We start from the raw sequence: 14,214 nt of genomic DNA, 5'->3' as shown, positions 1-14,214 counted from the left end.
TGCCGACCGGGGCCTTGAGTGACTCAGTGATAGCCGACCCCCTGTACCTTGCCGCGGAACACCCAGTAGCTCCAGGCGGTGTAGCCCAGCACCATCGGAATGACGAACAGCACGCCCAGCAGCAGGAACAGCTGCGACTCCGGCGCGGAGGCCGCGTCCCACAGGGTGATGTCCGGCGGCACCAGATACGGCCACTTGCTGAAGATCAGCCCCAGATAGGTGAACAGGAACAGTCCCAGCGTCGCGACGAAGGGCTGCCCTTCCTGGCGCTTGTTGACCGCCCGCCAGATCAGCGCCGCACAGCACAGCGCCAGCACCGGGAAGACCCAGAACACGCCCAGATGGTCGAACCAGCGTTCCCGCACATACTCATCCACGAACGGGGTGTAGAGGCTGATGACCGCGAAGCCCACCAGTACGGCGATCAGCAGCTTCGGCGTGATGCGATAGGCCCATTCCTGCACCTCGCCCTCGCTCTTCATGATGGTCCAGGTGGCGCCCAGCAGCGCATACCCCGCCACCAGCGCAAGCCCAGTGATCACGGTGAACGGTGACAGCCAGTCGAAGGCGCCGCCCACGTAGACATGCCCTTCGGTGGCGAAGCCCTGGATGTAGGCGCCGACCACCACGCCCTGACAGAAGGTCGCCAGGAAGGAGCCGCCACTGAAGGCGATGTTCCACCAGTGACGATTGCGCGAGGACTTGAAGCGGAACTCGAAGGCGATCCCCCGGAAGATCAGCCCCGCCAGCATCAGGAAGACCCCCAGATACAGCGCCGGCAGCAGGATGGTGTAGACCGCCGGGAAGGCCGCCAGCAGCCCGGCCCCGCCCAGCACCAGCCAGGTCTCGTTGCCGTCCCAGATGGGCGCGACCGAGTTCATCATCACGTCACGGGCGTGCTCATCGGGTGCGAAGGGGTACAGGATGCCCACCCCCAGATCGAAGCCATCCATCAGGATGTACATCATGACGCCGAAGCCGATGATCAGCGCCCAGATCATTGTCAGATTGATCATTTCCATCAGCTCAACTCCTTACCGTGCGGCTGGCATCATCGTCCAGACTCTCGTGCGCGGCGGACAGCGGGCGCATCGCGGTCTCGACATCGTCATGGGGCAGTTCCGGTTGCATGCCACCACGGATGACGCGGGTCAGGTAGTAACTGCCGGTCACGAAGACCACCAGATAGACCAGGAAATAGCCGATCAGCGTGGTAAGCACCATCCAGCCAGTGAGTGACGGCGTGACGGCCTCCTGCTGGGTCATCATCTCGTAGACCAGCCACGGCGAGCGCCCGGCCTCGGTCACGAACCAACCCGCCAGCACGGCGAAGAACGGCGCGATGGACATCAGACGCAACGTCTGCAGGAAGGGACGTGAGCGATAGAGCTTGCCATCGCGGCGCAGGAAGACACCGATGAAGGCCACGGCGATCATCAAGAGCCCCATCGCCACCATCACGCGAAACGACCAGAACACGAACCACACCGGCGGCTGCTTGTCAGGTGCGACCTCCTTGAGCCCCGGCACCACGCCATCGGGGTCGTGGGTCAGGATCAGACTGGCCAGCTTCGGGATCGCGATCTCGAAGTGGTTCATCTGCGCCTCCTTGTCCGGCCAGGCGAACAGCAGGAGCGGCGCGCCCGACTGGGTCTCCCAGTTGCCTTCCATCGCGGCGACCTTGGTCGGCTGATGCTCCAGCGTGTTGATGCCGTGCATGTCACCCACCACCGCCTGCGCCGGTGCCAGCACCAGCAGCAGCCACATGCACATGGACAGCGCACGCTTGTTGGCGTCGACATCGCGCCCGATCAGCAGATACCAGGCACTCACCCCCGCCACCACGAAGCCACCGGTCAGGAAGGAGGCGATCGCCATGTGGGCGAAGCGATACGGCAGGGAGGCATTGAAGATGGCAGCGGCCCAATCCTTGACGAAGAAGTGGCCGTCCACCATCTCCACTCCCGCCGGTGTCTGCATCCAGCTGTTGGTGGAGAGAATCCAGAAGGCGGAGATGAAGGTGCCCAGCGCCACCATCAGGGCCGCGAACAGATGGACCCCTTCCGGCACCTTGCCACGCCCGAACAGCAGCACGCCGAGGAAGCCCGCCTCAAGGAAGAACGCCGTCACCACCTCATAGCTGAGCATCGGCCCGATGAAGTTGGAGCTGGCATAACTGAAGTTGCTCCAGTTGGTGCCGAACTGGAAGGCCATCACGATGCCCGAGACCACCCCCATGGCGAACACGACGGCAAACACCTTCACCCAGAAGGCGGCAAGTCGGTCCCAGGCAGCATTGCCGGTCTTGTAATAAAGACCGTGCAACAAGGCGACATAGGAAGCCAATCCGATGGTGAACACCGGAAAGACGGCGTGGAATGACACGACAAATCCGAACTGTATTCGCGACAGGATCACGGGATCCAGTTCCATGGGCAACTCCTCACGATAACGATCATCAGGATGGCTGGGCATGTTCCTTCTGGCGGGAACTTGTCCGACAGCGGTTTCAAGTTGTTGACGCATCGAGGGCGGAAAGATCTCTCGGAGATATCCCACATCGAAAGAGAAATGATCCGGCACTCACGAGGTCATGAGTCCAAGCATAGAAGTCTGGCAGGTCGGTGTCGCATAGCATGTTGTCGCAGGACAAATTGCCGCAGCGACCCGATGCCCCATATAGAAAAACTCAATAGGACGGTCTTCTCGCAATATTTGACCATGAACATTGCCTCAGGCGGCAAGCTCTCCTTGATCGCTAATCGCCATGATAAGCGCCTGCAGGCCTTCACGACTTGATCCATATCAAGCGCTGAGTTGAATCAGCGCAAGTGGGAATGTTGTGGGAATAATCTGGGATGTGAAAGCAAGTACAAGAGCGAATAACGGCGAAGCGCCTTGCGACAGAGAAACGGGGTCAAGATAATGAGGAGGTTTAGAACAGAGAAGCAGGTCACGCGAGAACCGAGCGAACCATACCGAACACATCGAGACACCTGATTGCCGGGGTGTCTCGATGCATGCCGGTTTCTGCTGGCTTCAGCAAGAGCCGATGCGGATCACACCACGCCTTTCGCCTTCATCTCGCGCAACACGGCTGACACGTAGTGCATTTCCGCCGGGGTGCCCAGCGACATGCGACACCAGCCGTCTGCCGGCGGGAAGGCACGGCCGATCAGCACATGACGCGCCTTCATGTCCGCCTGGAATTCCTTGAGCGGCCTGGAAATGCGATGGAAGACGAAGTTGGTCTGACTGGGCAGATACTCCCAGCCCAGCTCATCGAGCGTCGCGGTGAAGATGGCACGCGCTTCGTCGTTGCTCTGCTTGCTGTGGGCCAGAAACTCCGGTGACTGCATCGAGGCCGTCGCCGCCATGACCCCGGGGTAGGACAATGTCATGGCGTCATCTTCCACGTAATGCGAGACATGCTCGAGACGCTCGGCATCGCCCACCGCATAGCCGACCCGCAGCCCCGCCATGGCGTGGATCTTGGAGAAGGTCTTGAGCACCAGCACGTTCTTCGCGCCCCCCGCCACCAGACTGTCCGCAGAGCGGAAGGCCGGGTCATTGACGAATTCGGCATAGGCCTCATCGATGATGAACAACGTGTCGGAGCGGCTGGCATTGACCCAGGCGTAGAGCGCATCGCTGGAGATGATGGTCGAGGTCGGGTTGTTGGGATTCACCAGATAGACGATGGACGGGCCGGCGTGGTCCGCCACAGCCTGCTGCATGTCGGAGAGCTTGAACGACCAGTCCTCACGCGAGGATGGCACCTTGTTGATCGCCAGATCATAGAAGCCGGCGTACAAGGCACCATCGCCGTAGGTGAGTTCCGGGATGACCAGCTGAGTGTCCGGGGTCGCATGCGCCAGCACGCTGGCCCGAATCGCATCGGAAGAGCCCGGCGTGAACAGCACGCTTTCAGGGGTCACCTTGTGATGCGTCGCCACCAGTGACTGCAACTTGCCCATATGGGCGAAGGGATAACGATTGGAATGCGCGATGGACGCCGAGGCCGCACGCTGCGCCGAGGGGGCCATGCCGAGGGCATTCTCGTTGTAGTTGAGTCGCACCGGCGCCTTGGCGGAAGGCGTGAGCGTGGCCGCCGTCGCGGGGGCCTCCTTGGCGAAGGCCTGCGGAATGCCGGGGAGGAACTGTCCGAGGGCCGCACCGGCAAGCGCTGCGCCACTCATGCCCAAAAAGCCGCGCCGTGAGGGAGACGCCGGCCGCGCCTTGCGCGCCGTCTCGCCGGCGCCCTGCCCTGTCATGCCTTGCTCATGAAGGCTCTGCTGTGGCCCAACCGCCTCTGCTACCACCGCCTCTGAAACGTCAGTCATGTCATGTCCTTGTCGTTATATTTATTGATACTTTATGAGCAAAACCAACATATAAGACTTTCGTAAGCCTCACAATCCATCGCGCGGTTGCGCCGCCGTAACCCGATGCCCCGCTTCTCGCAACGCCGCCAGGGGCCACTGCCGGCGGGCATGTCTTTCCCTTGCCCCTTTTCCCTTGCCCGTTATCAGCGAGCCGCTTTTCGCCGGCCGCTTTTCGCCGGCTCTTCCCTCGCACTTCTCTTCAGTACCTATCCAGCACCTCTCCAGCGCCTTTCTTCAATGCCTCCCTTCAGTTCTTCTCAGCAGTTCTTCTCAGCAGTTCTTCTCACCAACGCCGGCAGCATGGGCATCGACGTGCGAAAAGTTCCTCGATTCGTGCAAAGTCTGGCGCTGCGCAAAGGTTTTATGGCATTTCGCAAAACATCGGCCGCCCCTCACAGTGAATAATAATCATTCTTATAAAAGCACTCAGGGAACGCCAACGTGTCACATCCATCCGCGCCATCTGCACTGCCGCTGTCACGACTGACCCTCGCCATCGCGCTGGCAAGCGCTGCATCCCCCAGCCTGGTGTCGGCTGACGAGACGCGTGAGCTGCAAGCCATGACCATCGTCGGTGAAGCGCAGACCTCCACCACCGAGTTGACCCGTGACTACACGGTCGGCGCCAGCACCCGCGCCAATGGCCTGACGCTGTCACCGCGCGAGACACCGCAGTCGATCAGCTTCCTGACCCGCCAGCAGATGGAGGATGAGGCGCTCACCAGCACCACGGAAGCCGTCAACCGCCTGCCGGGGGTGTCCTCCAATCGTCTCGATGGCACGCGCACCAACTTCCAGTCGCGCGGCTACTCGATCCGCAATTTCCAGTTCGATGGTCAGCAGAGCAACACCAGCAGCTTCTGGCCCTTCGGTGACGCCGAGTGGGACACCGCCATCTATGATCGCGTCGAGGTGATTCGCGGGGCCACCGGCCTGATGACCGGAGTGGGCGACCCCTCCGCCACCGTCAACTTCGTGCGCAAGAAGCCGCTGGATGAAGCCGCCGCCAGCGTGACCGGTGCCGTGGGCAGCTGGGACCGCCGCCGTGGTGTGGTGGATGTCAGCACGCCGCTGGATGACGCCGGCAAGGTCGGCGTGCGCTTCGTGGCCGCCAAGGACCGCTCCGACAGCTTCATGGATGACGTGGAGAATGATCGCGAGACCCTCTACGGCGTGATCGCCGCGGAACTGACACCGGATACCGAACTGAATGTCGGCGTCGAATACCAGCGCTACGACCAGGACGGTGCCTATCTGGGCGTGCCGCTCTACTACACCGACGGCTCGCGGACTGATTTCGATCAGTCAGTCGCCAACAATACCGAGTGGGCCCACTTCTTTACCGAGAACACGCGTGGCTTCGCGGACCTGACCCACTACTTCGCCAATGGCTGGAAGGCGACCGCCGCCTACAGCCACGGCGACGCCAATTACGGGCTGACCTACAACTACCGTGGCGGTTACGTCGACCGTGACAACGGCATCCTCTACTACGACACCAACCGCCAGGTGCCCACCAGCTCCTATCTGCTGGACTACCGCGGAGACCGGACCCAGAAGAACCTCAACCTGAGCGCCGAAGGTCCCTTCGAGCTGTTCGGTCGCGAGCATCAGCTGGGCTTCGGCTACATGCAGCTGAAGGAAGAGTACGAGATCTGGAGTCGCACTCCGGCGAGCAGCGTGCCGGCGCTGGGCAGCTTCACCGATCGTGACGACCCGGCACTGGCCGAGCCCGAATGGGGCGAGTGGGGTCTGAGCGATGACACCGAGACCAGGCAGGAAGGCTTCTACGCCGTCACGCGTTTCTCGCTGGCAGACCCCGTGCATCTGATACTCGGTGCCCGCCTGACGGATTGGGAGATCGACCAGGACTATCGCGGTGAGCGCAGCTACGAATACAACGACGAGTTCACGCCCTATGCTGGCCTGATCGTCGACATCACCGACAACCTCACCGCCTACACGAGCTACACGCAGATCTTCAACACCCAGAGCGAACGCGCCCCCGATGGCGCCCTGCTCGATCCGCTGGAAGGCACCAGCTATGAAGCGGGCCTGAAGGCCGAGCTGTTCAATGATCGCGCTGACGTGTCCTTCGCCGTCTTCCGCAGCGAGCAGGACAATCTGGCCGTCGAGATCCCCGGCGTCTATGTCGCGGGCACCACCGATCAGGCCTACACCGAATCCGACGGCGCGGTGGTGGAAGGGTTCGAGCTGGAAGTGGCCGGTGAAGTCGCCCCGGGCATCAACCTCTCCGCCAGCTACGCGCTGGTGGATGCCGAGGATTCCGATGGCACCCAGCTCAATACCAGCTATCCACGCCAGCAGGCCAAGGTCTACGCCACCTGGCAGCTGCCCGGTGACTGGTCACGCCTGACCCTGGGCGCCGGCGGTACCTGGCAGGGCGACACCTATCGTGACGCCGATACCCCGACCGGCACCGCCAAGGTCGGTCAGGGCGATGTCTTCCTGGCCAACGCCATGGCGCGCTATCGCATCAATGACCACTTCAGCACCCAGCTCAACGTCTCCAACCTCTTCGATGAGGAGTACTACACCCAGCAAGGCTTCTACAGCCAGTACCTCTATGGTGCGCCGCGCAGTGCCCTGCTGAGCATGACCTACGACTTCTGAGGACAGGCGCGTCATTTCTCATGGCCAGCCTTTCCGATGGCCAGCCTTTCCTCTGGACAGCCCCTCACGATGTAGGGGCTGTCATCCGCGACCCGATTGAAAAAAGGATTCTCCCTTGCGACTCACACGACTTTCCTGCGCCATTGGCCTGGCCATCATGGCCGCCAGTCTCGTGCCTGCCGCCCAGGCACAGGCATCAGCGACGTCTCACGCTGATACCCCCTCTACGGCATCCGCGTCTGACGCCTCGGCAGCGACAGGGCACGCCCAGCACTACCCGATCACCCTCCAGCACGCCTTCGGCACGACGGTCATCGAGGAAAAGCCGCAGCGCATCGCCACCGTCGCCTGGGCCAATCATGAGGTGCCGCTGGCACTCGGCGTGGTACCGGTGGGCTTTCCGCGCCAGGCCTTCGGGGATGACGACGCTGACGGCATGATGCCGTGGGTCAAGGCGCGCCTGGAGGAGCTTGACGCCGGCGAGTACACGCTGTTCGACGAGGGCGATGGCATCGATTTCGAAGCGGTGGCCGCCAGCCAGCCGGACGTCATCCTGGCGGCCTATTCCGGCATGAGCGAGGCCGACTATCGGACACTGAGCAAGATCGCGCCGGTGGTGGCACGTCCGGGGCCGCGCTGGTCCTCCAGCTGGCGCGACATGATCCGCCACGACAGTGCCGGCATGGGCATGGCCACCGAGGGTGAGGCGCTGATCGAGCGTCTCGAGGCCCGGATCGCCGAGAACATCGCGGATCATCCCGAGATCCAGGGCAAGTCGATCATCGTGATCAGCCACATCGACCCCACCAATCTGAGTCGCATCGCCTTCTACAACGACAACGATGCCCGAGTGCGCTTCTTCCACGAGCTGGGCATGGTCTCGCCGCCATTCGTCAGCGAGACCGCCGTCGAGGGTCGCTTTGCCGGTCAGATCAGCGCCGAGCGCCTCGATGAGCTGGCCGATGTCGATATCGTGCTGACCTACGGTGGCCAGCCGCTGATCGACCGCCTCAACGAGCATCTGCTGACCTCCCGCCTGCCCGCCATCCAGCAGGACGCCGTGGTGCTGCTGGAGAACGGCCCGATGGGCACTGCCGCCAACCCCACACCTCTCTCGATTCCCTGGGTACTCGACGACTATGTTGACCAGCTGTCCGTCGCCGCCCGCAAGGGCGAGTGATCTCACGCCGCTGTCGGCCAGCCGTCAGCGGCGCTGGCTAGGCACTCTGCTGCTGTGGCTGGCGCTGTGTGCAAGCCTCGCCCTGTCGGTGGCCTTCGGTGCGCGGGTGACCCACTGGGCCGACATCACGGGGCTGCTGGACGGCTCGCTGGATTCGATGGCCGAGGCCGCCGTGGCCAGCCGCCTGCCGCGCACCCTGTTGGCCATGCTGGCCGGGGCGGCGCTGGGCGTGTCGGGCGCCGTGATGCAGGGCCTGACCCGCAATCCGCTGGCAGACCCGGGGCTGCTCGGCGTCAATGCCGGGGCGGCACTCGCCGTGGTGATCGGCATCGCCTGGTTCGGCATCCAGCAGGCCAGCGACTATCTGTGGCTGGCCATTCTCGGGGCGGGACTGAGCGCCGTGGTGGTCTATCTGATCGCCAGTCTCGGGCGTGGCGGCGCGACCCCGCTGCGCCTGGCACTCTCCGGGGCCGTCATCTCCGCGGCGCTGAGCTCTCTGAGCACGGCCATCATCCTGCCGCGCGCTGACATCGGCGGGCTGATCCAGTCCTGGTTGATCGGCGGTGTCGGCGGCGCGACCTGGGCACAGATCACCCCGGCGCTGCCCTTCCTGCTCAGCGGCCTGCTGATCTGCGGGCTCTCGGCGCGCCGACTCAACCTGCTGGCGCTCGGCGATGACATGGCCAGCGGGCTGGGCGAACGCGTGGCGCGGGTGCGGGTGATGGCGGCACTGGGCGCGATTCTGCTATGTGGTGGCATCACCGCGGTATGTGGCCCCATCGCCTTCGTCGGGCTGGTGGTGCCGCATGTCTGTCGCCTGATGGTGGGCAGCGATTACCGCTGGATTCTGCCGCTCTCGGCGCTGGCCGGCGCCCTACTGCTGACCTCGGCGGACATTCTCGGACGTCTGATCGCACGCCCCGCCGAACTGGACGTGGGCATCATGACGGCACTGGTCGGCGCACCGTTCTTCATCTGGATCGTCCGTCGCCACAAGGTGAAATCACTGTGAGCCCTCTCCTGCCTGACGCCTCGTCTGCGATTCATCACACCTCGCGTGCCACCCTGACGCGCCTGCGGCGTGCCCGACAGCGCCAGCGCCGCCTCACCCTCTGGGGATTGCTGGCCGTGGTGCTCGCCGTCTTCAGCCTGGTCCTGATGCAGGGACAGCGCTTCATTCCCCCACTCACGGTGCTTCAGGTACTGCTGGGCGAGAACGTGCCGGGGGCCAGCTTCATCATCACCGAGCTGCGCCTGCCGCGGGCGCTGGTCGCGATTCTCGCGGGCTGCTGCTTCGGACTGGGCGGCGCCGCCTTCCAGGCCATGCTGCGCAATCCGCTGGCCAGTCCGGACATCATCGGCATCAGTGCCGGCGCCAGCACGGCGGCGGTATTCGCCATCGTGATGCTGTCGCTGAGCGGCACGCTGGTGTCATTGCTGGCGATTGCCGCCTCGCTTGGCGTGGCGCTGCTGATCTACACCCTCTCCTGGCGAAAGGGGGTGGCCGGGGCACGGCTGATACTGGTCGGTATCGGACTGGGCGCCATGCTGCAGAGCATCACCGCCTATCTGCTGACGCAGGCGCCCAGCTGGTCATTGCAGGAAGCGCTGCGCTGGATGACCGGCAGCCTCAACAGCATCACCCTGAGTCAGCTACCACCACTTGCCGTGGCACTGGGCCTGCTGGGCAGCTTGCTGCTGATGATGAGCCGGCATCTGGACGTCATGCGCATGGGCGATGACATGGCCAGCGGTCTCGGCGTGCGGCTCTCGCTCACGCGCTTCATCATCATTCTCTCGGCGGTCGGGCTGGTCGCCTGCGCCACGGCGGTGGTCGGCCCGGTGGCCTTCGTCGCCTTCGTCAGCGGGCCCATCGCGACGCGCCTGTTCCGGCGACGCGGCTCCATGCTGATCCCGGCCGCCCTGATCGGGGCATTGTTGATGCTGGTCTCGGACTTCATCGGCCAGTTCCTGCTGCCTGCGCGCTATCCGGTGGGCGTGGTGACAGGCGTGCTGGGCGCACCGGTGCTGCTGTTGCTGCTGATGCGGGAACATCAAGGGCCGGGCACCTCAGGGCGCAGACAACGACGCGGCAGGCAGCCGACGCCGCCATCTTCCTCCTCCGCTCCTCACCGCCCGTCATCTCAGCGAGTCGTTTCCTCATGACCCACCCTTCCCTGTGCGTGAATGGCCTGACGGCAGGCTATGCCGAGCGGCCGGTGCTCGAGTCGATAGACCTCGACATCGCTCCGGGCGAGATCACCGTGATCGTCGGCGCCAATGCCTGCGGCAAATCCACCCTGCTGCGCACGCTCTCGCGCCTGCTGCCCCCCTCGCGGGGCGAGGTGCTGCTGGATGGCAGGTCGATCCACCGCCTGCCGGCGCGCCAACTGGCCCGCCAGCTGGGGTTGCTGTCCCAGTCACCGATCGCCCCGGAAGGCATCACGGTGCTGGATCTTGTCAGCCGAGGGCGTCACCCGCATCAAGGGTTGTTCCAGCGCTGGACGCGTGACGATGACACCGCGGTGCTGGCAGCCCTCAACGCCACCGACACCGCCGCACTCGCCGAGCGCGCGGTGGATGAACTCTCCGGCGGCCAACGCCAGCGTGTCTGGATTGCCATGGCGCTCGCCCAGCAGACGGACATTCTGCTGCTGGATGAGCCCACCACCTTCCTCGACATCAATCATCAGGTGGAAGTGCTCGACCTGCTGACGGACCTCAACCACGCTCGCGGCACCACCATCGTGATGGTGCTGCATGAACTGAACCTGGCCGCACGTTACGCGGATGTGCTGATCGCCATGTCAGACGGCCAGATTCATGCCAGCGGCCCGCCCGAACAGGTACTCACACGCGAGATGGTCAAGGAGGTATTCGGGCTGGAAAGCCACATCACCCCGGACCCCGTCACCGGCAAGCCGATGATGGTGCCCGTCGGGCGTCATGGGATGAAAGCCGCGAAGAACGAAGCCATGTCGAGCTGATCACGCTGCTGGATAGGCCAGGGCACATTCAATGCAACACAGTCCACATGAGACATCAGAATCGGTATCACTGAACAAGGGGCCGCCATGGCCCCTTGTTCAGCGCTTCATATGATGACTCTCTCGCGACTAGATATGCGACGACTCACTCAGACTCTTGATGACCAGACTACCCAGCTGACGAGTGTTGTGCGGATTTCCGTTGCCATTGACCAGCGGCAGATGCAGTTGTCTTGCCAATTCACGCAGCACTGGCTGAACAGGGCTCACTGCCTGCATCCCCTGACCATCATCGCGCTCGACTTCGATGCTGCCGTTCTCAAGTTCGCGAACAAGACAAGATGCGAACATGACTTCACGCACGGCTTTCAGCTCGCTGCGTGGCTTCGTAGTCTTGGCCAGTCGAGACAACGAGATGCTCTGTTTGCCCGCGCGCTCCGGTGACATCAACGACCGGGCCTCTTCCACTGTGGCATCCAGCAACTTCTCGATCTGCATCTCTTCCGTATTGATACGCAGGATGATGATGCGCTCCACTTCCTCCAGCGAGCGGGGATTGAAAGCAACATGGCCTCCACCGCCCATCATCGCAGTGGTCTTGACCGAGATTCGCTCACCGTCACCGCTTACCACGTCATAGCCACGCTGATTAACCTCGGTCGCCATCTGACCATTGGTGATCAATGCAGCGTAAAGTTCACCAATGCGACCGCAGAGATGACGTAGTTCAGTCGGTGGCACGCCCCAGTTCAGTTCTCGCTCGAACCAGGCCATCGCCTCACCCAAGGATTGGATGATTTGCATCTGTGAAAGTGCCATGATCAACTACTCATAGAAGGTTGACATATGCATAATGCATTTATATTACGGCCTTATACGCTCTTCAAAACGTACTGACTTGTTCATCACTTTCAGTTTTGCAAGAGAAATCTGATACTGCCCGTTACTAGGTAATTTCTTTTCAGCAAACTGCTGCCAGACTAACGACCCCGGGCCATTATAGATTTCTTCAAAGCTACCATCGGGTAAAATCTTGATCACAATTGCATGCTCGGGCTCACTGCGAAATGCAACCGATTTCGCTTGTGTTGCCTTGATTTCGATCTTGGTACCGCACTTGGCGATAGCGTCATACCCTTTGTTGGAAGCAGTCAAAAGTTCTAGATTATAAGCATTGGCAACTAGACACTCTCCTAGACTCCCTACCATATGGCCATCTGGCGTAAAATGCCGTCCGGGGAACATTTCTTCCAGCTCATTAACAATATTATATAAGTCGCCTACCAAGCCTTTGAGTTTACCTTTATCCACAATTTATCCATCTATTATTTAGTATAACCACATATTATCTATACGATATTATAAAAACAACCAACTGTGCATCAAAAATATCTCTGGATTTCTCTCACTGGCCACTGGATAGCACTCACTCTCGACTGACTTCACCGAGGTGCAAGAAAGGGAGAAATTCGTCAAATTGGTGCAATGCAGGATTCCGATTTACTTGCCCATCTTGCACAAAACCTTATATATCATTGATTTATATATACAATTCCTCTCCGGCACACTTCCTGCTAGACATTCAGCGAGGCACCGATAGGCATACAACAATCGAAAATCTACACCAATGGAGCGCTAGGGTTCCGGTGACTGGCTGATGGCCGTCACGACTGGTCCGAGAGCACTCGACCTCCAAGCTGGGGGTTACACGGCGGGACAAAAGCCCGGGAGACGCAACGCCTGAAAAGGTCGGCGCCTCTCACTTTTTCCGCCGGAGATAACGACAATGACCCAGCCCACTCGCCTTTCCCCGTCTACGACTTCCCCCTCGGATGCCAGCGCCCAGGTGTCATCCGCTGCTGTCTCATCTGCTTCATCTACCATTTCCAGAAACGCTTCCAGACGTGCTGCGCTGGCCGGCGCTCTGCTGCTTGGCGCATCGCTGAGCCCGCAGGCCATGGCGCAGGATTCCTTCAGCGTGTGCTGGTCGGTGTATGCCGGCTGGATGCCGTGGGAATACGCGGACACCCAGGGCATCGTCGACAAGTGGGCCAAGAAGTACGACATCAATATCGATGTGGTACAGGTCAACGATTACGTCGAGTCCATCAATCAGTACACCTCCGGCAATGTCGATGGCTGCGCCATGACCAACATGGACGCCCTCACCCTCCCCGCCGCCAGCAGTGTCGATTCCACCGCGCTGATTCTGGGCGACTACTCCGATGGCAATGATGGCGTGATGGTACGCGACGGCGATTCCATCGAGTCCTTGAAGGACCGTGAGGTCAATCTGGTGCAGTTCAGTGTCTCCCACTACCTGCTGGCACGCGCACTGGACAGCGTCGGCATGAGCGAGCGCGACCTCACCACCACCAATACCGGCGATGCCGATATCGTCGCGCTGGCCAGCAACCCGGATACTCAGGCAGTGGTCACCTGGAACCCACAGCTGGCCACCCTCAAGGACATGCCCGGCTACACCGAAGTCTTCAATTCCAGCGATATTCCCGGCGAGATTCTCGACCTGATGGTCGTCAATACCCAGACATTGAAAGACAACCCGGACTTCGGCCATGCCCTCGTCGGCGCCTGGTATGAAGTGATGGAGAAGATGAAGGCCGGTGACGAAGCCGCGCTGACCCAGATGGCCGATGCCGCAGGCACGGACCTCGCCGGCTATCAGTCCCAGCTGGCCGCGACCCACATGTACTTCACTCCGTCAGAGGCTGTCAGCGCCTTCAATGACCCGAGCCTCAAGGACACCATGCAGCACATCGCCGACTTCAGCTTCGCGCAGGGGCTGCTGGGCGAAGGCGCGCCGGATGCCGGCTTCATCGGTATCGAGACGCCTGCCGGCATCGTCGGCAATGAGGGCAACGTGATGCTGCGCTTCGACCCGAGCTACACCGCCGCACTGGCCGATAGCCAGTAACGCCACGCAGTGGATGCCGCATACCAGCCGCAGGAAAGCTGTCTCTGTGGCTGGTGAACCGACCGCCTCCCTCGACCGCACCCTCGTTCGCAC

At 61.8% G+C, this 14,214-nt stretch carries 11 protein-coding genes and 1 riboswitch; of the genes, 6 read left to right on the top strand and 5 right to left on the bottom strand.

Going from position 1 to position 14,214, the window contains the following annotated elements:
• Nucleotides 1-23 precede the first annotated feature (23 nt).
• The 3 genes from cydB to HXS66_RS14175 form a co-directional block, all read right to left on the bottom strand.
• Complete coding sequence (gene cydB / locus HXS66_RS14185; RefSeq protein ID WP_077375744.1) at nt 24-1,022, bottom strand: cytochrome d ubiquinol oxidase subunit II; 999 nt, start codon at nt 1,020-1,022, stop codon at nt 24-26.
• Between the two features lie 4 nt (nt 1,023-1,026).
• A complete protein-coding gene (locus HXS66_RS14180; protein WP_141392484.1) occupies nt 1,027-2,433 on the bottom strand; it encodes a cytochrome ubiquinol oxidase subunit I in 1,407 nt (468 codons plus the stop codon).
• 626 nt (nt 2,434-3,059) lie between these two features.
• Nucleotides 3,060-4,343, bottom strand: a complete 1,284-nt coding sequence (locus HXS66_RS14175) for a histidinol-phosphate transaminase (RefSeq protein ID WP_255303278.1) — start codon at nt 4,341-4,343, stop codon at nt 3,060-3,062.
• 483 nt (nt 4,344-4,826) lie between these two features.
• Here HXS66_RS14175 and HXS66_RS14170 point away from each other — a divergent pair, with 483 nt between their 5' ends.
• From HXS66_RS14170 to HXS66_RS14150, 5 genes are all read left to right on the top strand, one after another.
• Nucleotides 4,827-7,019 (top strand): TonB-dependent siderophore receptor, encoded by a 2,193-nt coding sequence (locus HXS66_RS14170; protein ID WP_176503897.1) that lies wholly within the window; start codon nt 4,827-4,829, stop codon nt 7,017-7,019.
• Between the two features lie 115 nt (nt 7,020-7,134).
• Complete coding sequence (locus HXS66_RS14165) at nt 7,135-8,199, top strand: iron-siderophore ABC transporter substrate-binding protein (RefSeq protein ID WP_255303277.1); 1,065 nt, start codon at nt 7,135-7,137, stop codon at nt 8,197-8,199.
• Nucleotides 8,159-9,211 carry an iron ABC transporter permease gene (locus HXS66_RS14160; protein ID WP_176503896.1) on the top strand — a complete coding sequence of 351 codons (1,053 nt, stop codon included), beginning with the start codon at nt 8,159-8,161 and terminating at the stop codon, nt 9,209-9,211. The genes HXS66_RS14165 and HXS66_RS14160 overlap by 41 nt, the downstream gene beginning before the upstream one ends.
• Nucleotides 9,208-10,365 (top strand): iron chelate uptake ABC transporter family permease subunit, encoded by a 1,158-nt coding sequence (locus HXS66_RS14155; protein WP_255303275.1) that lies wholly within the window; start codon nt 9,208-9,210, stop codon nt 10,363-10,365. Before HXS66_RS14160 ends, HXS66_RS14155 begins: the two co-directional genes overlap by 4 nt.
• Complete coding sequence (locus HXS66_RS14150) at nt 10,362-11,186, top strand: ABC transporter ATP-binding protein (protein ID WP_176503895.1); 825 nt, start codon at nt 10,362-10,364, stop codon at nt 11,184-11,186. The genes HXS66_RS14155 and HXS66_RS14150 overlap by 4 nt, the downstream gene beginning before the upstream one ends.
• A gap of 129 nt (nt 11,187-11,315) precedes the next feature.
• Here the strand turns inward: HXS66_RS14150 and HXS66_RS14145 are convergent, their stop codons facing one another.
• Both HXS66_RS14145 and HXS66_RS14140 read right to left on the bottom strand, forming a co-directional pair.
• Nucleotides 11,316-12,005, bottom strand: a complete 690-nt coding sequence (locus HXS66_RS14145) for a hypothetical protein (RefSeq protein ID WP_176503894.1) — start codon at nt 12,003-12,005, stop codon at nt 11,316-11,318.
• 45 nt (nt 12,006-12,050) lie between these two features.
• Complete coding sequence (locus HXS66_RS14140; RefSeq protein ID WP_176503893.1) at nt 12,051-12,497, bottom strand: hypothetical protein; 447 nt, start codon at nt 12,495-12,497, stop codon at nt 12,051-12,053.
• 313 nt (nt 12,498-12,810) lie between these two features.
• Nucleotides 12,811-12,919: riboswitch (guanidine-I (ykkC/yxkD leader) on the top strand.
• A 224-nt stretch (nt 12,920-13,143) separates the two neighbouring features.
• Between HXS66_RS14140 and HXS66_RS14135 the strand changes: the two genes are divergently transcribed.
• Nucleotides 13,144-14,121 carry a putative urea ABC transporter substrate-binding protein gene (locus HXS66_RS14135; RefSeq protein ID WP_308478423.1) on the top strand — a complete coding sequence of 326 codons (978 nt, stop codon included), beginning with the start codon at nt 13,144-13,146 and terminating at the stop codon, nt 14,119-14,121.
• The last annotated feature ends 93 nt before the right edge of the window (nt 14,122-14,214 follow it).

This window comes from Cobetia sp. 5-11-6-3 (assembly GCF_013374055.1).
Classification (GTDB): domain Bacteria; phylum Pseudomonadota; class Gammaproteobacteria; order Pseudomonadales; family Halomonadaceae; genus Cobetia; species Cobetia marina.
This window is presented reverse-complemented; position numbering and strand designations above follow the sequence as displayed.